Below are 21,766 nucleotides of genomic sequence, written 5' to 3'. Positions count from 1 at the left end.
TTTCTATGGTGTTTCACGATGTTTTCTGTATCGTAATATACATACTCCACCAATCGAAGTGCAAATCAAAGTGATAAAGAAATGAATTTGACTTGTATCATTTGTTGCTGGGAGTGTCATCGATTCAATTAGAGAATTGAAATAATGAATCGTGTAGACATGTTCATCATCGAAGTCATCCATTTGTACGGTAATGATTTCATCAGATATTTGATATCCCATTGGTGCTTTGATTTCTTTTATTTCAATACGATCATAACTTCCAGAACCTGCAAATGATAAAGTAGCTACTCCAGTTTCGCTTTCTGAAGTAATTTCTTTTGTTTGTACGCATGTATCATCTTTATAGAAATTTGCTTCGAAGATAACTTCTTTATTTTTATCACCTTTGATAGGTTCTTTTGAATGTGTATCTCTTTTTTCTACATAGATTGTATGTTCTGTTGATTGAAATGCAATACTTTGATCATCACTGTTGATATCTTCATGTGCTACGTATGGTACTAAATCTTTTTTCTCTACATAGTCATCTTTGATGTATAGATATTCATAAAATACGATTTCATCATCATCGCTGAAGGTATTTGCTGGCACATGATGTTCTACTTCATAGATGCCATCGTGTGTTTCAAAACGAATATCTTCACTAGTGAATGACTGGATACATGAGGTACTTTGTTTATCAATTATTTCAGTAACTAATGTATAGGCTTGATTGGTATCGATATTTTCATATAGTAAACGATCTACTAAAACTTGATCAACAGTTGGGTCAATAATTTTTTCTTCATCCTTGTTGAAAGCAATCGTTGATAACTTTGGTTTTGGGACGTTTGCATATGCAATGGTATGTGTACTTCCTAAATCGCTAAATGTTTCATCTATAACGAATGTATACACTTCATCTGATAGTATATATAGACCATTGCTTTTGCTTTCTGTGACATGAACTGTTGCACCATAAGGTAAATCTGTAAATGCTATTTTTCCTGTACTTGAATCAATACTACTTGTTTGATGATATTCTTTGTCGTGCCAAGTATAACTCAGACTAAATTCGAACCCATCAAGATCCGTAATGCTTTCATTTGTGTATGCATCAATTTTCTCAATGACAAGATTGGTGCGAATATATGTATTTTCTAGTTTTTTACTTTCCGTGTAAGTTGCTGTCTTATTATCAGCTTGACTAAATGTATAAATAAGTGGTTCTTCATGAAGCAGATATCCAGTTGATGTAACTTTTTCTAGGAGAGCATAACGAGTTTTACCTACTACAGAAATTGGTAAGTTCGTAATTTGTAGAAGATGATTTTCATCTGTGTAAAAATATCCATCTTCTGAATCTTTATTTACAATTATGTCACCTTTTTTATATAGCGTTGAACCATCAATTGGTGAAAGGATATCATCTAAAACTTGTAGTTCAAATCCAGCACTATAGGTATGACTAGCTAGTGGCATTTCCCATGTTTTCTGCAGTTGGATAGTTGCAGTAGGTTGTTTGTTTTTAATGACTAAGCTTATTACACTATTTCCATCTTCATCGCTTTCTAAGAACTCGCTATCACTTGAAATGATAAGTGTTGGTGTATAATCAAGAGCTAACATACCTTCAGGTGTTTTGATTTCTTCAACAGTATAAGTACCTGCACGAAGTTTTAATGGTGTAAATGCTTCACCAGTTACTTTGCTTGTGATATGTCCATCTTCTGTTGTTGTAAATGTATCATATACTTTATTTCCAACTCGTTGACTTACATACTTTCCATCTGCATCTTTTAGTTTAAAACTTGCTGCTGAGTATGTAACTTTTTGATTTGTGTTTGCATCCACTTTTATCAATTTAGCATATGCTTCAAATTGATTGTTGCGAACAACATAGGTTTGAAGTTCTTGGTTTTCTTCTTTTACCGTGAAAGTCATATCCGGAGCTTTATGTAAATTTAGATTTCCGGTTTTTGTGTTTGTGATAATGTATGTACCATAAGGAAGGGGTTTACTTTTTGCATATCCTTTCTCGTTGGTACAAAGTGTATCGTAAATTATTGCATTCTCTTTTCCGATACGCTCTACTTCTGAAGCAAGCTGTATGGTAAATTCAGCACCTTGTTCATTTAACTGTAACCCTGATGATGGACCCCACACTTTTATAATCGCTAGTTGTCCTTGATATACTTGTTCATAAGAAGTCACATCACGTGTAATTACATCCGTTGTTTGATTTTCATACGTTAGTTTAATAATCTTGGCTTTATCTTTTGCATAGCCATTAGGTGCTTTTGTTTCTTCGATTCGGTAAGTTCCTAATTCTAAGCCTTGCCAAGATAACGTTAGATTCTCTTTGCTTGTACTTTGTTGACCAATCGATGTGTCTTTTGGTAAAAGTACATGTTTACTAACTGGATCGATAATATCTTCATGTGCAAACACTTCATAGGTTGCAGGATACAATGATGCATCTCCTTGTGGAGTGAAACCGTTTGTTGCATCTTGTTTATGCAAGTTGATAGTTCCTTTTGCACGCTTGTTGCTCATTGTATATGTATAAGTTTTATTTGGTTGAATATATATAGGTACAACTTTTGGATCGACAACTAAAGGTGCAACAACAGCAACTTCCTGTAAATACAATGTTTGTGGAAGAAGGTTCTCGATACGCACACTTCCTTGTTCACCAGTTATATACGTACCTATTTTATGTTGCATCTGCATATCAGTAGCTAAATCAAAACTTACACCTGCAACTGGGGTTCCGCGTTCATCGACTTTTGTTATCTCAAGAGCACCATAACGAATGTTCTTTAAGGTGATTTGCATCGTATCACTTTGCGTAAGTTTGTAACTTGCTAAAGTTTGTGCACCAGTTTTGGTAAACATCGTTGCGCCACCTTTATAGTTTCCGATATCCTTTTCTAAAGTAATAGTAATCGTATCATCTGTTGTATTATTATTTTGCACATGTAATGTGTTTTGTGACTGTATGCTTGCTGATACGTTTGGACTTGCTGACACGACTTTCCAAGCATGATTCGTGGCTTGATTATTTACAGCAAAGCTACGTGTCTCATTTGCCTTGATTGAGCCATCACCAAGCGCATAGGTTGGTTTAAGCCAATAATTTGTATTTATGGCTTCCCAGTGTTGGATACGCTGTTGAAAGTTAGCGACATCAAGAGAAGCATAGGCTAAATTTGGATGTAATATTTTCCATACATATGCATTAAAAATGCTGATTTCCTCGTTTGACATATTTGCATAATTATTTGCGATTGCTAAACGAGCAATGCGTGTTTGCAAAGTGTTGTTAGGTAATGGACTTGCTTGATATCCAGGTCCTAGACTTGCCTCAATTGCTGGATCAATACAAAGTGCACGTTGTCCATCTACAGTGAAAGCATGCAATGTACCCCATCCTGCAGCCATTCCATTTACATTTCCTGCTGTGGCTTCCCAGCGATAGGATATCCCTGTAGAAATCTGTGATAGATTTCCATTTTGTGCTCGTGCTTGTTTATTAGGATAGAAGGCTACACTACTAAAACTGATAAGCATGACGAGCATTACATAAATCAATCGTTTAATTTTCATAGAAAACCTCCTCGTTTATATATTGGAAAAAGTAAAAAGATTATCCTAAAAATTAGTGAAAAAGAATTCAAATTATGTAAAAATCCGAATCTTCCATAAAACGAGCAGAATTGGACAGTGCCATTAACAAATCTATTTCTATACGTATAATGTAAGTAAGGAGGAAGACTAAAGGAAAAAGCTTTAGCTACCTCGCATAAATTTCCAAACAGAAAGGAGCTTAGACCCATGGGAACATAAGCAGTCTAAATGAAAAAATTGACAAAGACTACATTTGAATATGATAAGGCAATAGGAATGAATAATACATTTGGGTTATTCAGGCAGTATCCGCTATCAAATTAGGGTGAATAGAAATTCATTTGGACAAAAGAAAAAAGTTGTTGATTAATACATTATGACACCTAGCTGATAACAATGAGCATAGAAGTAAGAGAAAGTAAATATAGGTAAGTGATAAGGTAACTACAATCAAAATAATTTGACGAAGTAATTGAAGAAGAAAATACAACAGAAAAGTAAGAATGTAGGAAAAACATCAACAACAAAGAAGTTAGAAGTAAAGAAAAGGAGAAATTGTTTGGAAAATTTGAATTGTTGACGGGTTCGTTATTATGATTAGATAATAATGAACCCAATTTTTTTATGTCAAGGGAATGAATTTTCGGATTATATGCTATAATAGGTAGGCATATGAATAAGAAAGAATTCTTCTATCAACAAGTCGCAAAAAAAGGAATTGAAGTTAGTGAAGAAATGAAACTTCAATTTGCAAAGTATGCAGACTTATTAGTTGAATGGAATCAAAAAATGAATCTGACGGCAATCGTCGATGAACAAGGGATCTATGAGAAACATTTTCTCGATAGTTTTCTTTTAGCTTACGCGGTTGATATAAAAGGCAGTCTTTGCGATGTAGGTGCAGGGGCTGGTTTTCCTAGTGTACCGTGCTTGATATTATACCCAGAGTTAAAGGTAACGATTGTTGAACCACTGCAAAAACGTTGTACCTTTTTAAATGAGGTAAAAAAACAACTAGGATTATCAAATCTTACAATTATGAATGCTAGAGCAGAGGACTTTGCCAAAAATCATCGAGAATCATTTGATATTGTGACAGCTAGAGCGGTTGCAAACTTAACAATGTTAAGTGAATTATGTTTGCCGCTAGTAAAAAAAGGTGGATTTTTTGTGGCCTTGAAAGGGCCAGGTGCTGATGATGAATTACAAGAGGCAGCATTTGCAATACAAACATTAAAAGGAAGTGTTGAGCGTATTGATCATCAAGAGTTTTTTGGTCAACAACGCAACAACCTAATTATAAAAAAAGTCGATTCGACACCGAAAAAATATCCGCGTCCATTTGCGCAGATAAAAAAGAACCCGTTGAGGAGAAAAGCATGAGTGAAATACGAGACATAAACATAGATGAAATTAAAATCAATCCAAACCAACCACGTTCATTCTTTGATGTGGATGCAATTATTGAATTAGCCAATTCGATTCGTGAAAATGGTTTAGTTCAACCGATCAGTGTACGGATTGTTGATGATGGTTATGAACTTGTAGCAGGGGAACGTCGATTACGTGCCACGAAATACTTAAAATATGAAACCATACCTGCATATATTGTAGAAAGTGATGTAAAAGATTCTGCATATATGGCAGTTGTTGAAAATGTACAACGCGAAGATCTTAGTGCAATTGAAGAAGCAAAAGCCTATGATCATATTTTGCGTCAATTCAATATGACACAAGCAGAACTTGCAAAACGTTTAGGAAAATCACAACCTGCGATTGCAAATAAATTACGTTTATTGCAACTAGATATCAATGTCCAAAATGCAGTAGAAAGTAAATTGATCAGTGAACGACATGCACGAAGTATGTTATCATTAGATGGAGAAAGCCAAAACGAAATCTTAGACCAAGTAATTAAGAATCGTTGGACGGTTTCACAAGTAGAAAGTGAAATTGCGAAAAAGAAAAAAGAGAAGAAACCGGTTGTCGCAAAAACCGTTAAAGGTGTATCAAGAAATGTACAAATTGGTATTAATACCATTAAAAGAGCAGTGGAAATGGTTGAAAAGAGTGGTATCTCGATTGACTATGCCCAATCTGAAGAGGAAGATTTCGTAACGATTACACTAAAAATTACGAAATAGAAAGGGGACTTATGGGAAAGATTATTGCAATATCTAACCAAAAAGGTGGTGTCGGGAAAACCACTACGGCGATAAATCTTGCTAGTGGACTTGGTTATTTAGGTAAGAAAGTACTACTTGTTGATTTTGATCCACAAGGAAATGCAACACAGGGTGTTGGTGCAAATAATGATGACAGCAAACTCAGTGTTTACAATTTGATCATGGAAGATTATGAAGTGGATCAAATGCGTAAGAAATTGGTAAATCCACCAATTGATTTAATTCCAGCAAATATCTCATTAGCTGGAGCGGATTTACAAATGGTGCAATACGAAACAGGTAAAGAAGAATTATTAAAAAATAAATTAGATAAAGTGAAAGATGAATACGATTTTATTATTATCGATTGTCCTCCTTCGCTAGGATTGTTGAATACCAATGCACTTACTGCTGCAGATAGCGTAATTATTCCCGTACAATGTGAATATTACGCACTAGAAGGATTGATGCAATTGTTACTAACGATTCGTTTGGTACAACAATTATTCAATCCAAATTTAGAAGTAGAAGGTGTTGTTCTTACAATGTTTGATGCAAGAACAAAACTATCATTGGAAGTCCAACAAGAAGTACGAAAACACTTCAAGGATAAAGTCTACAAAAGCTTTATACCAAGAAATGTGCGTCTTTCTGAATCACCTAGCCGTGGTATGTCAATTTTCGAATATGATGTACGTTGTGAGGGTGCAAAAGCATATGCTGGATTAGCAAGTGAAGTTGAGAAAGCAAATCGAAAAGGGGCAAAACATGAGTAAAGAAAACGGAAAAAAAGGTGGACTAGGAAAAGGTCTTCAAGATATTACTGGAGGTGCTGGATTTGAGGCAATCTTTGGAAAAGAAGTAGGTAAAGCTGTAGAAAATCTACAACAAGGAAATGTGGAAGGATATGAAGCTTCTTTGATTGAAGTAAAAAGTATTAAACCAAACCCATACCAACCACGTAAAGAATTTGATCAAAAAGCATTGGAAGAGTTAGCACAATCCATCGAAGTGCATGGAGTCTTTACCCCAATTCTGGTAAAGAAAAGTGTTACCGGTTATGAACTTGTTGCTGGTGAACGTCGTTTGCGTGCATCAAAAATTGCAAAATTAAAAGAAATTCCAGCGATTGTTGTCGACTTTGATGATAAGCAAATGATGGAGATTTCTTTACTTGAAAATATTCAACGTGAAGATTTAAATGTGATTGAAGAAGCGCAAGCAATGGCAAACTTGATCGAGAAACTTGGATACACACAAGAAGAACTTGCAAAACAAGTTGGAAAAAGTAGAGAGCACGTTACTAACATTTTACGTTTATTAAAACTACCTAAAGATATTCAAGGATATGTTGCTGATAATAAACTAACAATGGGACATGCACGTGCAATTCTTGCACTTGATTCACAAGATGATATGAAACTTGTAGCAAAACAAGCAATTAAAGATAAGATGAGCGTTCGTCAGGTAGAACGTTTAGTAAAAGAAATGAAATCACCATATGTCAACAAACGTAAAGAAGAAAGTAAAGCTTCAAATTACGATGGTGTTGTAAAAATGATGCAAGATCGCTTACAAACAAAAGTTGATATTGATGATCGTAAGATTACAATTCACTATGATGGTGTAAATGATTTAAACCGTGTCTTAGAAATATTAGATTTATTAGAGGAAGAATAGTCTTTCTCTTTTTTTATTTTCGTTTTCTCTTATTTGAGTTAGGAATATTCAATTGTTTTCGATATTTTGCAATTGTACGTCGTGAAACGTTAAGTTCCATCTCATCAAGTAAGACAACTAATTCATCATCGGTTAATGGTGCATTTGGATCTTCTTGCTCAATTAGTAATTTAATTGCTTTAATTAGTGCATCTTTACTCGTACCACCTTTCGTTTGTGATACGAAAAGATGTTTCAATGGAAGTACTTGTTCACCAAATTCGTAGTACTTATTAGAAAGCGTACGAGAAACAGTCGACTCATGAAATCCTGTCAAATCTGCAAGTTTTTTTAAGGAACAAGGTTGTAATTCATCATTATATAAGAAATGTGACTTTTGAATATGAAAAAGCGCATTGGCTAAAACCATTAACGTTTGATTTCGTTTACTAATTGCATCAATGTAGAAATATGCTTCTTGAAAATAACTCTTGAGTTCTTCGGTATATTCTTTATATTCATCAAGGACATATACATGACCAAGATCATTAGGAATGAGTTCGATCGTATGTTCATCTATTTCTACTTTAAATTCAGGAGTAATTACTTGCTGATTTGTAGTTGTATAATTTGAGCATGGATATGGATTGCATGTCTGAATTTGTTTTAAAAATAAATCGATATCATGTTTTGAATAAGAAGTATTCTTGATGATATTCGAATAATCTTTATTGGCAAGTTGTTTTGGGTATTCTTTTAATAAATTTGCTGCTTCATCATATCCTTTATGTTGTAATTGAATGCAAATGGAATCAATAGAATTACGAGCAGCTACACCAATAGGCTCAAAGGATTGAATAAGTGCTAGGTTTGCCATAAAAGTTGATGTATCGATTTGTAATGTGCGAACACAATCCTCGATGGAGTCACTCAAAAAACCATATTCATTTAGTGATTCAATGATGAAACTACAAACTTCTTCATCATAATACGCATTACTTGTGTGTAACTGTAAATAAAGTTCGTCACGTAATGAAACACCTGTAGAAGCTAACTCAAAAAATGAATCCTCATTGCTATAGTTTGGTGTAAAATCAAAAACTGGATTGTTTTGTGTAACCTCTTGTAACATTCGTAGAAGAGATGAACGATCCATGCTTAATGTATCAAGTGAATCCTTCATTTTTGTGGATAAGATCAGTTTTTGTTGGACTGTTTGCGAAGTTTTTAAAGTTTGTTTCATGGCACTTCCTTTCATTAATATTATAGCAAGATTCATGCCAAACTATGCTCTTGACAAAGCTATTTTTTACCAATAGTATGGGATACGAGAGGTGGCCTATGCGAGATAAAATACTAGAAGAAATTAAAGTTCATACCCAAAATAATGATTATGAGAGTAACTCTGTAGTTGAGATTTCAAAGAGACTACAAGTTTCAAGAAATGTAGTAGCTAGTGAAATTCGTCAGCTCTTTGCACAGGGAAAACTAATAAAAATAAATCAAAAACCAATTTTGTATGTAGTAAAAGAAATCTTTGAAGAAATCCACAATCAAAAAGTGGACACACTTGAAGTCGATTCATTACATGTGCTTACTTCAACAAACTCTGATGAAAAAAGAGACTTTGAAAAACTCATTGGATATGATGGAAGTCTTTCTGAATTAGTTAGTCAATGTAAAGGCACCATATCTTATCCACCTAATGGATTACCAATGATGTTATATGGACCAACAGGTACTGGAAAATCATACATTGCTCGATTGACTTATGAATATGCCAAACATAAAGGTTTACTAAGTAAAGAACAACGGTTTATCTCAGTAAACTGTAGTGAATACGCGAATAACCCTGAATTACTAACTGCAAACTTATTTGGACATGTAAAAGGAGCATTTACTGGTGCAGATAAGGATAATGAAGGTTTAATTGCATTGGCAGATGGAGGGATTTTGTTTTTAGATGAAGTACACAACTTATCTCCAGAATGTCAGGAAAAACTATTTCAGTTTATGGATTTAGCAGAGTATCACCGTGTTGGAGATAATGAGAACTGGTATGCATCAAATGTGAAATTAATATTTGCGACTACAGAAAAGCCTGAGGATGTGTTACTCAAAACATTATTGCGTCGAATTCCTATGACGATTACCGTTCCTTCATTAAAAGAACGTGGGCTCCATGAAAGAGTGGAACTTTTATATTCAATGTTCAAAACAGAACAAGATAAACTACAGAAAAAAATTCGAATAAGTGCTAAAGCATATAGTATATTCTTAGCATATGATTTTCCAGGAAATATTGGAGGACTTCGCGGATGTATTCAAACATGTTGTATCCAAGCGATGTTTAGTAATCAAGATGATGATGCAATTGTTATTCAATTGCATGATCTACCAAAAGACATACTAGAAAGTGAACAATTACAAAGCATAACGACAAACTTTGAAAATACTGGAGATACAATTGCTGTAGATGAATTAGATAGTTTTATTAAAGCAGAGAGTTATATTATTCAAATGCTACATAATGTGTTAACAACTTTTCAAACATATACAGAAAATGATGCAAACATTTCAGAAATGGATGTATCGATCAATCAAAATATCCATGAGTACTTTGATAAAATCTTGTATCATGCCACACTGTCAACAGATAAAGATTTCTACTATAAAGGAATTGAAAACATTTTTGATATGATACGAAATCGTTATGGTTTGAGTTTATCAAACAATGATATTTTGACATTAAACTGTTTTATTATGGATTATCGAAAGAATTATATCAGTGTTAGAAATTGGTCGTACAAGCAAGCAGAACAAATATCAGAATTACTAAGCTATTTAGAAAATCATAAATATTACGAAACTAATATTACAAAAGAAATCACAAACTATTTACATGCATATCTTGATTTAGATATTTTAGACATTGTAAAAATTGTGTTTATGTTTTATCTAAGTAATGTAACAAATCATAAAAGTGAAAAGAAACGTTTAGCTGTAATACTTGCTCATGGATTTTCTACGGCTAGTAGTATCGCAGAAGCAACAAATCAATTTCTTGATACCTATGTTTTTGATGCGATTGATATGCCAATCAACCAAGATGTGCAAACAATTATAAAAAAACTAAATGAATATTTAAATAGTATGGGTAAATTCGAAGAACTATTTCTTTTAGTAGATATGGGAAGTTTAGAAGACATTTACAAAGGAATACAAAACAAACAAGCCAATATTGGAATTATTAATAACATCAGCACAAAAACAGCGTTAGAAATTGGAAATGGTATTATTCAAAATCGTCCTATGGAAGATATTTTTGATGAAGTCATTCAATATTCAAAGACGCATTATCACATTGAGAAAAATCAATTAAAGAAAAATGTAATATTATGTTCATGTGCAAGTGGTATGGGTACAGCAGAAAAGCTACGACGTATTCTAAAAGATTCACTACCAGTAGATGTTCCTATTGAAGTTCAAACATATAATTACAATGAATTGGTAGAAAAAGGAATTCATAATAAAGTGTTCACAGATAATCATGTATTGTTTATAGTGGGAACACTCAATCCAAATATTGAAAATCTCCCATTTATTCCAATCGAGGAATTAATTATTACAGATAGCTTTGCTGTTTTAAATCATGAGTTACAATCCATCATGAGTGCAGAGCAATTAGATACTTTCAAAAAGAAGATTTTAAAGAATTTCTCATTAAGTAATATTATGAGTAGTTTAACTATCTTAAATCCAAATAAATTATTAGAACATGTCGCAGATGCACTTGATCGCCTACAAAATGCGTTGGATAAAACATTATCAAGTAGTACATGTTTTGGTTTGTATGTTCACATTAGTTGTTTGATTGAACGATTAGTTATGAACAAAGAAGTTGAAACGTATTTAGATGTCGATGAATTCACCAAAGAAAATCAAAACTTTATTAATTTAGTAAAGCAAACATTTAGAGAGGTTGAAGAATATTATGGGGTGGATATCTCGATTCCTGAAATCGGTTATATTTACGATTATATAAAAAATGATTAAAGTGTGTCAGTTTGGCACACTTTTTGCTTGTTAGTAAGTGACGGGTAAAGAACTGAAAATAATCGGTTTGGCACAGTTCTTGCTTGATAAGAATTGAAAGGAGTGGTTTCTTGAAAAAAGTAATTTTGGCTTCACATGGTGATCTATCAAAAGGGATGCTACATTCAGTTTCGATGATTGTTGGTGATTTAGCAAAACAAGTAGAAACGTATAGTTTATATCCAGGTGAGACACCAAATGATTACTATGAAAAATTAAAGTTGGAAATATCAACAAGTACAGATACATATGTAATTGTTTGTGATGTGAAAGGTGGTAGTGTTCACACAACCTTATCAAAACTGATGGAATTTGAAAATGTGACAATTTTATCAGGAATGAATATGAGTATGGTGTTGGATTTATTACTTAACCAAAAAGAAAAGTTAGAAACTAGTGACTATCTTGACCTTATTCAAAACGCAAAAAATGGTATGAGTGTAGTGAGTAAGGATTCTATAGAAGTACGAGAAGATGAAGAATTTTAGAAAGGAGGACTTATGATTCAATTACTTAGAGTCGATCATCGTTTATTACATGGTCAAGTTGCATTTTCATGGACATCAGCGGTTTCGGCAGACTGTATTCTAGTTGCTAATGATGATGTTGTTGTAAATGATTTACGTAAAACAACTATCAAACTAGCACAACCAAGTGGTGTAAAACTGGTTATGAAAAGCATGAAAGATGCAGTTGAAGCTATCAACAGTGGGGTAACTGATAAATACAAATTATTAGTTGTTGTTGAGTCAATTAAGGATGCAAAAATGCTTGTTGATCAATGCCCAAGTGTAAAAAGCGTAAACTTGGGTGGTACAAAAGCAACAAAAGAAACAAGACAGATCTCAAAAGCGATGAATGTTTCAACAGATGAAGAAAACATGATCAAAGAGATGGTTGATAAAGGTGTCGAAGTAGAAATACGTATGGTACCTACAGATAAAAAAGTAAAAGCTGAAAGTGTATTGTAGAGAGGAGAATTTATGGAAGCACTATTATTAGCGTTGGTAGCATTCATTGGAAAATGTGATTTAGCTACAGGAACAAATATGATCCAACGTCCCATCGTATTAGGTCCAATTGTTGGATTGATTCTTGGCGACTTGGAAATGGGGATAACAATTGGGGCAACTCTTGAATTAGCATTCTTAGGGTCTGTATCAGTTGGAGCATTTATTCCACCAAACGTTATTGTTGGAGGAGTATTAGGAACAGCATTTGCAATTGTAACAGGAAAAGGACCAGAAGTAGCCTTTACAATGGCATTTCCAATTGCATTATTAGCTTTAGCAATTGACAACGTGATTTTCTCACTTGTTCGTCCATTGATGGCAAAACTTGCAGACAACTATGCTGCAAAAGGAAATGGAAAAGCAGTATCTGTGATTCACATGTGTACAGGATTTATCACATGTACAGTATTAGCAATTATTACATTTTTAGGATTCTCATTAGGATCTGCGCAAATGGAAGCAATTGTAAATGCAATTCCAGAAGTAATTACAAACGGATTAACTATCGCAACCGGATTATTACCAGGAATTGGGTTTGCCATGTTATTACAAATGATTATGAATAAGAAAGTTATTCCACACTTCTTCTTAGGATTCTTATTATCAGCATACTTAGGAATCCCAGTAGTAGGTATTGCCTTGTTTGGAGTTATATTGATTTTCTTATCAATTAAATTTACAAAAGATGAAGCACAAGTACAGGAGGTAACAGTTGATGAAGACTTCTAATTCAATTACGAAAAAAGATTTACGTAAAATGTTCTGGAGATCACTTCCTATGGAATTCTCTTGGCATTATGAAAGACAAATGCACATGGGATTTGAATTCATGATTGAACCTGCATTACGTAAGATTTATCAAGGACAACCAGAAAAATACAAAGATGCATTAACAAGAAACTTAGAGTTCTTCAACTGTACACCGCATATTGCTCCATTTATTGGTGGTATCACAATTGCGATGGAAGAAATGAATGCCCAACAAGAAGATTTCGATACTGCTTCAATTAATGCAGTAAAAGCTGCACTTATGGGTCCATTAAGTGGAATTGGTGACTCTATTATGTTAGGTACACTTCGTGTATTAGCTGTAGGTGTTGGTACTTCATTAGCAGTACAAGGAAATATCTTAGGTCCAATTTTATTCTTATTAATCTTTAATATACCTGCATTCATCCTACGCTATGTATGTTCTTTGAAGGGGTACGAACTTGGAGTTAATTATTTAGAAAAAATTCAACAATCTGGATTGATGAGCAAATTTATGTTAGCTGCATCAATGCTAGGGGTTATGGTCATTGGTGGAATGACAAATGAGTTAGTGAGTGTAACTACACCATTAACAATTGGTGGTGGAGAGAATGCTCCATTACTACAAGATGTAATAAATGGAATTATGCCTGGATTATTACCACTTTGCGCTACAGGAATTTACTATTATTTCTTAAAGAAAAAAGTAAATGTCATTCTATTAATTGTAATTACTGCAATTTTTGGAATCGTATGTGCACAATTTGGAATTTTAGGATAAACACGTCAAACTAGGAGGAGAAAAGAAAATGATGTTGAAGTTTAACGAAGAAGAATACAGAAAGAATTTAACAAAGCAAATTGAATATATTGCTGAAGGAAAGAAAATCGCTGATGAAATTGCGAAAGAAGGATATAAAAATATATTCTTTGTAGCTGTTGGTGGGACAATCGCGATGATGATGCACTTTGCAGAAATTGCAAAGGAATACTCATCAGTACCTGTGTATACTGCACAAGCTGGGGAACTTGTTTTAGCTGGACATAAACAATTAACGAAAGACTCAATTGTTATTATGGGTTCAAAATCAGGAGATACTAAAGAAACAGTAGCCGCTGCAAAATGGTGTAACGAAAGAGGAATCCGTGTTGCATCAATGGTTATTGATCCAACATCTCCATTAGGAAAAGAAAGTAAATGGTGTATTCCTTTAGCAACATTCTTCGGAGTTGAATATGAATACTTGAATATTATGGGTGTGTTCTATGGGCTTCTTGCTAACCAAGGAGATTTTCCTAAATTCGATACATTCTACCAACAAATTCAAGATAAATTGGTTGATGGATTGGTAAATGTACAAAAGAATTTTGATGATCGTGCAAATGCGATTGCGAAAAAATACTGGAACACTGACTACCAAATGTGGTTAGGTGGTGGTGAACTTTGGGGTGAAGTTTACTTATACTCAATGTGTATTTTAGAAGAAATGCAATGGATGCGCACAAAATCAGTAACTACTGCAGAGTTCTTCCACGGAACAATTGAACTTGTAGAAAAAGATGTATGTGTATTCCTAGTTAAGGGTGTAGGAAAATATCGTCCAATCGATGACCGTGCAGAAGCATTCTTAAGTAAATATACAGATGAATTAAATGTAATCGATGTAGCTGAATACATGGTTCCAGGTTTTGATAAAGAATTTGAAGCATTAATCTCACCAATCGTTTCTACTGCATTATTAAATGGACGTTTATCTAAATACTTAGAACACTATTCAGGGCATGATTTAAACACTAGACGTTACTACCGTCAATTTGAATATTAATCCATATGAAAATAGAAGCAGTCATTTTTGATATGGATGGTGTACTTGTTGATACAGAACCATTTTACATGTATCGAGTGAAACAGTTTCTTGACTCGCATCGTATTAAAGTTTCAATGAAAGATGTGTATCGACTAGCCGGATCTAGCCAAAAAGAGACTTTTGAAATCATGCAAAGTTGGTGGCCGACCTCAATTTCTATCCAGGAATTAAAAAGTATGTACCAACAAGCAACACAACTAGTTCGTGTACAAGATATATATCCGTATATCCTGCAACCATATACAAAAATTATATTAAGGCAATTGTCTGAAAAAGGAATTCCTTTGGCAATTGCCTCTGCTTCCAATAAAGTACTGATTGATTCCATGTGTACATCATGTGGAATTGATTCGTACTTTTCTTTTAAACAAAGTGGAGAGGACTTGCAAAGAAGCAAACCATATCCGGATATTTATTTGGAAGTAGCAAAACAATTACAGGTAAATCCAAAGAACTGTATTGTTGTTGAAGATTCTACTTATGGAATACGAGCAGCAAAGGATGCAGGAATGTATGTCATCGCAAAGGAAGATAAACGATTTCATTATGATCAATCACCAGCAGATATATGCGGAAGTGATTTATTCGAAATATATACGATCATTAAAAACAAACTAAACGAGGTAAAATAATATGAAGTATGCATTAATGAATACACATCATCGATTTTATACACTTGATTCTTTTTTTAAGCATGCGCATGAAAATGGTGCAAAATATGTAGAACTATGGCTAGGACCCATGCATTTTTATGTGGATTATAATGGGTATGAAGATATACAACGATTACAAGATTTACAAAGAATATATGATGTGCAAATTATTGGAATATGTCCAGAACAAACCAATCCAAAACCAAATAATGTTGCAACAGGAAATGAAGATGCGAAAAAGCGAGTATTTTCATACTTTAAAAATGCAATTGATTTAGCTAAAGCGGTAAATGCAGGTTTTGTTGTCGTGACACCAGGATGGGCATATTATGATGAATCTATTGAAGAAGCAAGAAAACGAAGTGCAAGTATGCTACATAAATTAGCTGACTATGCAAAACAGCAAGGTATCTTTTTAGCAATAGAAGCCTTACAAAATCGTGAATCTAGAATTGCAAATAGCGCATCTGAATTAGCTGAGTTTCTTTCACTAGTGAATCACGATAATGTAAAAGTATGCTTGGATATCGGAGCTATGGTAGCAGCTAAAGATAGTGTAGATACATATTTTAAAGTGTTTAACAATCGAATACAACATTGTCATTTCGTGGATGGAAAACCGACAGGACATATGGCACTAGGTACTGGAGAACTAGACTTACAAACGATGTTTGCTCAGTTTTACAAGCATCATTATGGGGGATTCTATTCTTTTGAAACTGTAGATCGTACAACGTATGCGAATCCTGCGCAAGCAGACGCACAATCCATCGCATACTTTGAAGTATTGAAACAAAAGAAGGGAGTTTCATATGATAGGTAGAAGATTAGACTATATATGGAATCGTAAAATATCTTATGAAGAGTACTTACAAAATGCAGTTGATTATCATATGCGTTGTATTTTTGCATATCCAGATCAACTCGATTTTGCTAGCAAGGTATTAGCTGGTAGCGATGTAAGGATTGCATGTGCAATCGATTTTCCTGATGGAATAATGAAGCTTGACAAGAAAGTAGAAGCATTTCAAAAACTCATTGACTTAGGTTACTATGAAATTGATTATGTACTAAATCAAGAGAATATAGAGAACAAGGATTATGAGCAAATTGAATTAGAAATGCAAACCATTGCTGATTTGTGTAGAAAACATCATGTTGTGGATAAAGCAATTGTGGAAATGTGTAAGTTAGATGATCTAGCAAAGGAAGAAGTGTGTAGAATTGCTGCAAGAGTAAAGCCTGCTTTTCTTAAAACTTCAACTGGGAAAAGTTTCGGTGGTGCGACAATTGATGATGTGAAACTCATGCGTAAGATTTTACCAGAATGTGTGAAAATAAAAGCATCTGGTGGCATTCATAGTCTTACACAAGCAAATGAATTTATACAAGCAGGTGCGGATGTAATGGGGGCTACAAAAGCACTAGAAATTGCACAAGAAGAATAATAGTTATTGATATGCGGTAAATAAGCTGCATATCTTTTTTTTATACAGTTTATGCTATACTTTTTATATGGCAAAGGTTAGAAGACGATTCTTAGTAGGACTCATTGTGTTGTTAGTTGTAGCATGTGCGCTTTTTTTAGTGTGGCGATTTGAATCGCGAAGTTATCGAAAAGCCTTTGATATAGATACTTCAGTACATACTCCAGATACCTTGCGTGTTGCGAGTTACAATATTAAACTACTTGATGAAGGAAAGGGACTATCAAATATTACTGAGGAATTAAAAGATATGGATATTGATATTCTATGTCTTCAAGAAGTGGATCAAAATGCACTGCGTTCTGGTAATTTTGATCAAGTTGAAGCAATTGCAAATGCACTAGACTTTCCATATTATCATTTCTATAAAACGATGTTTGTATTTCCTGGTCACTACGGCTTAGCGATTTTGAGTAAATATCCAATCAAAGAAGTTATTTCTCGAGAAATACCACAAGAGATATTTACTGAACCTAGAATACTAGCCGAAGCAATTATTCAATTAGATGATAAGGAAATTCACGTGTACAACACGCACTTTACGTGGAATCAACAACGAGTACAAATGAAGGAAGTCAACTTCGTTCATGACAATCTTGCCAAAGAGAATATTATACTAATGGGTGATTTCAATTCCTTTTGGAATGAAAAGCAAGAACAATATCTAGGCTTACAACAACTCAATAATGAAGAGAATCGTCTGATTACGTTTATGGGGTTTGCAAGTCCAGATAATATATTTATTGACGATGCATTTGAAGTGATATCTATGCAAATGCAAGCAACAACGTTTTCTGACCATGCGATGGTCTATGCAGATTTGAAAGTGAAATAAAAGACGAAACTAGTAGGTCCTGAATAAACTGTTAGTTTCGTCTTTTTTAGTACGATTTGTTAATCTTTTGATGTATATGTATCAGTATTGATGTCGAGTTGCATTTCCATGCGTGTACCAACACAAATAGATTCGCAAACTGCAATTAATCCAGATTCATCCGAAATAGATTCATTAACAACAAATAAACTATCGTTTGTTGTTAATTCCAATAACTCCATTTCTCGATTGTTAGCGTGATATACTCTTGTTCGCTGTCTTTGTATAAGTGATTTTGGTTTCTTTCCCTTAAAAAGTTTTGGATATTTTCTATGTATTTTCTGATCAACTAAAATACAAGTGATGGCGATTGGAACTTTGTTCATACATTCGATAAATGAATATATTTGAATATCTTCAAAACCACAATTTTGATACTCCTGATCAATGATTTTCGAAGAGATGTTAGAAGCATTGATTTCTATTTGTTCATAGTTTTCAATGTCTAGTAAATCGTCATCATAAGGGAAGAACAGTGACTCAGCTCTTCTACGAATTCTTGGGAAAGATACGAAATATCCGTTGTTTGGAATATTAAAAATAATTCCATCATCAATTAGTTTTTGTAGTCCCTTTCTAAGAGTTACACGTGTCATTCCATATAGTTGAGACAATTCTCGTTCTGATGGAATTTTATCTCCTGGCTGTAGTTTGTTTTCAAATATAAATTTCTCAATACTTTCCGCAACGTGATAACTCAGTAAATTAATTATTCTGGGCATAGATTGTTACCTCGTTTTCTCTAAAAAGTGAGTCTGTATAGAATCCACTAAAATCGGATACGACAAATACTTTTGTATGCTCAACAACATTTTTAGTATCTGCATGTGATGTAAGTTGAATGTAAATCACTCCATCTCCATCGTTAAGATTCAGAAGTTTTGCTTCATTATTTCTTACTCGTGCTGTAGTAATTGTATGACTAATTACATCTATCTTAATCGAGTGAGATGAAAGAATGTCATACAAAGAGAAAATTTGAAAATCAATGGAATCGATATTAGGAATTAAATCAAAAGGAATATAGGTGTCCTCAATAGAAATCGAGCGATTGTTTCCCTTTCTCAAACGCATAATTCGAAAAAGTTTATCTGTTTCTTTAATTCCAAAAATTTGTGCATGTTTAAAACCAGCTTCACACACCTCTGATGCAACAATTATGGTTTCAGGTGTGAATCCAGCATCAGTAAGTAATTCTGTCATCCCTTTGAAGTGTATACTAAGGTCTTCGTGTGTATTCTTTATTACAAAAGTTCCTCTACCAGGGGACCTTTTTAGGTAATTTTCATTAATTAATAATTCGAGAGCTTTCCTTACTGTTTCCCTACTCAGTTGATACAAATCTGATAACTCTCTTTCTGATGGAATCATACTTCCGAAAATGTATTTTCCATCGTGAATATCATCTTTGAGCATTTGTGCTAATTGCTCACTTTTATTAAGCTTTCTCATGTAATCTCCTCATACCTTTTACTGCTTTATTATACCATACAATTATTAAGTGGTATAATAAAAATACAAAATGGTATGTTTTTTTGTTGACATGTCGTCTGCTATGGTGGTATATTAAAAATGCAAGGTGGTATGTTTAGGTAGTGCACATCATCATACTACTGGATAAAATGTAATTGGCCATTACATGAAATTGCATATCAAGATCAATAGGAGGAAATCAAATGTACGGATTTGAAAATGAGAGATTTTTAAGTGTTATGAATGGGGCGGCAAATAACATTGCTCGTATTAATGAAGTTGTAGATGAATTATGTAAAGAAGGGTATGAAAACCTGTTTCTATTAGGTACAGGAGGAACTTATGCAATTATTAGTCCACTTGCATATTTACTAAAAACTAACTCTAAGATTACGTTTTATCACGATATAGCTGCTGAAACAGTAAAAGCAAAACCAAAAAGTTTAGGAAAAGGTTCAATCGTAATTACTGCTTCATTAACAGGAACTACATCAGAAACAATCGAAGTTGTTGAGTATGCAAAAAGTGTTGGAGCTAAAACAGTTGTTTTTGTTGGTGATGCAAAATCTCCATTAGGACAAGCAGCAGACTATGCTATAGAAAATGATGCTGAAAACGATAACTTAGTTGAAGAGTTACATTTACAATTCTTTGCTTTAGGTGCAAGATTTATGAAAAACAATAATGAATTCCCAGAATATGAAGAGTTCATTAGTACTTTAAAAATTATGCCTGAAGTATTACTTAAAGTCCGTGAGGAAAACGATGAAAGAGCAGAGATGTTTGCAAAAAAACACAAAGATACAAAGTTCCACATGTTTGTTGGAGCTGGAAATACTTGGGGGGAAACATACTGTTTCGCAATGTGTGTATTAGAAGAAATGCAATGGATTGCTACTAAGTCAATTCATGCAGCAGAATTCTTCCATGGAACGATTGAAATGACAGAAAAAGATATGAGTTTTGTTTTAATTAAGGGAGAAGATGAAACAAGACCATTAGTAGATCGCGTTGAAAACTTTGTAAATAGATACAGTGACGTAGTTCAAGTGTTTGACACAAAAGACTATGCACTTGAAGGTGTGAGTGAAGCAATGCGAAAATATGTGTCTCCAATGGTAACTGCTACACAATTAGAACGTGTAAGTGCACATTTAGAAAAAGAACGTGGACACTCTCTTGAAATCAGAAGATATTACCGTACAGTTGAATACTAAGATATTATGAGAAAAATTGTAGTAGCAACGCATGCATCTTTTGCTAAAGGTATAAAAGAGTCTGTGGAGTTTATTATTGGTAAGCAAGAGATGTTGCAAGATATGTGTGCATATGTAACACAAGATTTTGACATCGAGAAAGAAATATCAAGTATACTTGATGAATTAGGTGATGATGACACTTTAGTCGTATTGGTAGACTTATTTGGAGGAAGTGTATCAAACGCTTTTGCTGCTCGCATACAAGATGAAAGAGTACATGTAGTAACAGGAGTAAACTTTCCACTATTGTTAGATCTTTTATTAAATCAAGATGATGATGTGGAAAGTGTAATTCAAAGAGCCGTGCAAAGCGGTAAAGATGGGATTTTATACGTTAATCAGGTTTTGAACGAACAAATGGAAGAAGAGGATGAATTAGATGATTAAAATTATGAGATTGGATGAACGATTCATCCACGGACAAGTTGCATTTTCATGGACAAATAATTTGGGGGCGGATTGTATCTACATTGCTAATGATGAAGTCGCAAATGATAAATTGCGTCAAACTTCATTAAAATTAGCTGCACCTGCTGGTGTGAAATTCTTTGCTCGTACAATAGAAGAAAGTAAAAGAATTCTAAATGGAGATAAGATAAAAAAGTATAAGGTATTTGTCATTGTGAATAATACAGCTGATGCATTAGAGTTAGCTAAATCAGTTGAAGAAATTAGACACTTAAATCTTGGAAACATGAAAAAAACAGATAGTAGAAGAGTGATTACAAACTCAATTGCTGTCGATGAAACTGATGTCGAAAATATTAAGGAATTAGTAAATTTAGGGGTAGAAGTGGAATGTAGAGCAATTCCAACAGATAAAAGAGTTCAAGCCTTAGATATATTATAAGGAGGAAA

At 33.6% G+C, this 21,766-nt stretch carries 21 protein-coding genes; 17 read left to right on the top strand and 4 right to left on the bottom strand.

Features of this window, described 5'->3' with window-relative positions:
• Positions 1-3: 3 nt before the first annotated feature.
• On the bottom strand, positions 4-3,591 hold the full coding sequence (locus EDD63_RS01675; RefSeq protein WP_134167828.1) for a SpaA isopeptide-forming pilin-related protein: 3,588 nt from the start codon (positions 3,589-3,591) through the stop codon (positions 4-6).
• A 693-nt stretch (positions 3,592-4,284) separates the two neighbouring features.
• Between EDD63_RS01675 and rsmG the strand changes: the two genes are divergently transcribed.
• From rsmG to EDD63_RS01655, 4 genes are read left to right on the top strand one after another with little or no spacing between them, the layout of a single operon-like run.
• The gene (gene rsmG, locus EDD63_RS01670; RefSeq protein WP_134167826.1) at positions 4,285-4,995 is read left to right on the top strand and encodes a 16S rRNA (guanine(527)-N(7))-methyltransferase RsmG; all 711 of its coding nucleotides are present in this window, start codon (positions 4,285-4,287) and stop codon (positions 4,993-4,995) included.
• Positions 4,992-5,756 (top strand): ParB/RepB/Spo0J family partition protein, encoded by a 765-nt coding sequence (locus EDD63_RS01665; protein ID WP_134167824.1) that lies wholly within the window; start codon positions 4,992-4,994, stop codon positions 5,754-5,756. Before rsmG ends, EDD63_RS01665 begins: the two co-directional genes overlap by 4 nt.
• Positions 5,757-5,767: 11 nt before the next feature.
• Positions 5,768-6,553, top strand: coding sequence for a ParA family protein (locus tag EDD63_RS01660; RefSeq protein ID WP_134167822.1), 786 nt, complete (start codon positions 5,768-5,770; stop codon positions 6,551-6,553).
• Positions 6,546-7,457 (top strand): ParB/RepB/Spo0J family partition protein, encoded by a 912-nt coding sequence (locus EDD63_RS01655; protein WP_134167820.1) that lies wholly within the window; start codon positions 6,546-6,548, stop codon positions 7,455-7,457. Before EDD63_RS01660 ends, EDD63_RS01655 begins: the two co-directional genes overlap by 8 nt.
• Before the next feature lie 13 nt (positions 7,458-7,470).
• Here the strand turns inward: EDD63_RS01655 and EDD63_RS01650 are convergent, their stop codons facing one another.
• Positions 7,471-8,679, bottom strand: coding sequence for an RNA polymerase factor sigma-54 (locus EDD63_RS01650; RefSeq protein ID WP_166667506.1), 1,209 nt, complete (start codon positions 8,677-8,679; stop codon positions 7,471-7,473).
• 98 nt (positions 8,680-8,777) lie between these two features.
• Here EDD63_RS01650 and EDD63_RS01645 point away from each other — a divergent pair, with 98 nt between their 5' ends.
• The 10 genes from EDD63_RS01645 to EDD63_RS01600 all read left to right on the top strand — a co-directional run bounded on the left by EDD63_RS01645 (position 8,778) and on the right by EDD63_RS01600 (position 18,137).
• A complete protein-coding gene (locus EDD63_RS01645; protein ID WP_134167816.1) occupies positions 8,778-11,492 on the top strand; it encodes a sigma 54-interacting transcriptional regulator in 2,715 nt (904 codons plus the stop codon).
• 110 nt (positions 11,493-11,602) lie between these two features.
• Positions 11,603-12,019 carry a PTS sugar transporter subunit IIA gene (locus tag EDD63_RS01640; protein ID WP_067421551.1) on the top strand — a complete coding sequence of 139 codons (417 nt, stop codon included), beginning with the start codon at positions 11,603-11,605 and terminating at the stop codon, positions 12,017-12,019.
• Positions 12,020-12,031: 12 nt separating this feature from the next.
• The gene (locus tag EDD63_RS01635) at positions 12,032-12,502 is read left to right on the top strand and encodes a PTS sugar transporter subunit IIB (protein WP_067421546.1); all 471 of its coding nucleotides are present in this window, start codon (positions 12,032-12,034) and stop codon (positions 12,500-12,502) included.
• A gap of 12 nt (positions 12,503-12,514) precedes the next feature.
• A complete protein-coding gene (locus tag EDD63_RS01630; RefSeq protein WP_134167814.1) occupies positions 12,515-13,273 on the top strand; it encodes a PTS mannose/fructose/sorbose/N-acetylgalactosamine transporter subunit IIC in 759 nt (252 codons plus the stop codon).
• On the top strand, positions 13,260-14,075 hold the full coding sequence (locus EDD63_RS01625; protein ID WP_208318282.1) for a PTS system mannose/fructose/sorbose family transporter subunit IID: 816 nt from the start codon (positions 13,260-13,262) through the stop codon (positions 14,073-14,075). Before EDD63_RS01630 ends, EDD63_RS01625 begins: the two co-directional genes overlap by 14 nt.
• 28 nt (positions 14,076-14,103) lie before the next feature.
• Positions 14,104-15,120 carry an SIS domain-containing protein gene (locus EDD63_RS01620; protein WP_208318281.1) on the top strand — a complete coding sequence of 339 codons (1,017 nt, stop codon included), beginning with the start codon at positions 14,104-14,106 and terminating at the stop codon, positions 15,118-15,120.
• 5 nt (positions 15,121-15,125) lie between these two features.
• Positions 15,126-15,794, top strand: coding sequence for an HAD family hydrolase (locus EDD63_RS01615; RefSeq protein WP_134167810.1), 669 nt, complete (start codon positions 15,126-15,128; stop codon positions 15,792-15,794).
• A 1-nt stretch (position 15,795) separates the two neighbouring features.
• Positions 15,796-16,638 carry a sugar phosphate isomerase/epimerase family protein gene (locus EDD63_RS01610; protein WP_134167808.1) on the top strand — a complete coding sequence of 281 codons (843 nt, stop codon included), beginning with the start codon at positions 15,796-15,798 and terminating at the stop codon, positions 16,636-16,638.
• Positions 16,628-17,263: a deoxyribose-phosphate aldolase gene (gene deoC, locus EDD63_RS01605; RefSeq protein WP_134167806.1), complete on the top strand. Its 636-nt coding sequence runs from the start codon at positions 16,628-16,630 to the stop codon at positions 17,261-17,263. The genes EDD63_RS01610 and deoC overlap by 11 nt, the downstream gene beginning before the upstream one ends.
• Positions 17,264-17,369: 106 nt before the next feature.
• Complete coding sequence (locus EDD63_RS01600; protein ID WP_166667505.1) at positions 17,370-18,137, top strand: endonuclease/exonuclease/phosphatase family protein; 768 nt, start codon at positions 17,370-17,372, stop codon at positions 18,135-18,137.
• A 59-nt stretch (positions 18,138-18,196) separates the two neighbouring features.
• Here EDD63_RS01600 and EDD63_RS01595 read toward each other — a convergent pair whose 3' ends face one another.
• Positions 18,197-18,898, bottom strand: a complete 702-nt coding sequence (locus EDD63_RS01595) for a GntR family transcriptional regulator (protein ID WP_134167802.1) — start codon at positions 18,896-18,898, stop codon at positions 18,197-18,199.
• Positions 18,882-19,628 (bottom strand): GntR family transcriptional regulator, encoded by a 747-nt coding sequence (locus EDD63_RS01590; RefSeq protein ID WP_134167800.1) that lies wholly within the window; start codon positions 19,626-19,628, stop codon positions 18,882-18,884. Before EDD63_RS01590 ends, EDD63_RS01595 begins: the two co-directional genes overlap by 17 nt.
• 224 nt (positions 19,629-19,852) lie before the next feature.
• On the opposite strand from EDD63_RS01590, the gene EDD63_RS01585 reads away from it, so the two are divergent.
• The 3 genes from EDD63_RS01585 to EDD63_RS01575 are packed head-to-tail and all read left to right on the top strand — an operon-like array spanning position 19,853 to position 21,758.
• On the top strand, positions 19,853-20,866 hold the full coding sequence (locus EDD63_RS01585; protein WP_134167798.1) for an SIS domain-containing protein: 1,014 nt from the start codon (positions 19,853-19,855) through the stop codon (positions 20,864-20,866).
• Between the two features lie 6 nt (positions 20,867-20,872).
• Positions 20,873-21,295 (top strand): PTS sugar transporter subunit IIA, encoded by a 423-nt coding sequence (locus EDD63_RS01580; RefSeq protein WP_134167796.1) that lies wholly within the window; start codon positions 20,873-20,875, stop codon positions 21,293-21,295.
• Positions 21,288-21,758, top strand: coding sequence for a PTS sugar transporter subunit IIB (locus EDD63_RS01575; protein ID WP_134167794.1), 471 nt, complete (start codon positions 21,288-21,290; stop codon positions 21,756-21,758). The genes EDD63_RS01580 and EDD63_RS01575 overlap by 8 nt, the downstream gene beginning before the upstream one ends.
• Positions 21,759-21,766: the final 8 nt, after the last annotated feature.

Origin of the sequence: Breznakia blatticola (genome assembly GCF_004365815.1) — a bacterium.
Taxonomy (GTDB): Bacteria; Bacillota_I; Bacilli_A; order Erysipelotrichales; family Erysipelotrichaceae; genus Breznakia; species Breznakia blatticola.
Note: the sequence above shows the minus strand (reverse complement) of the source record. Positions and strands in the feature narration are given on the sequence as shown.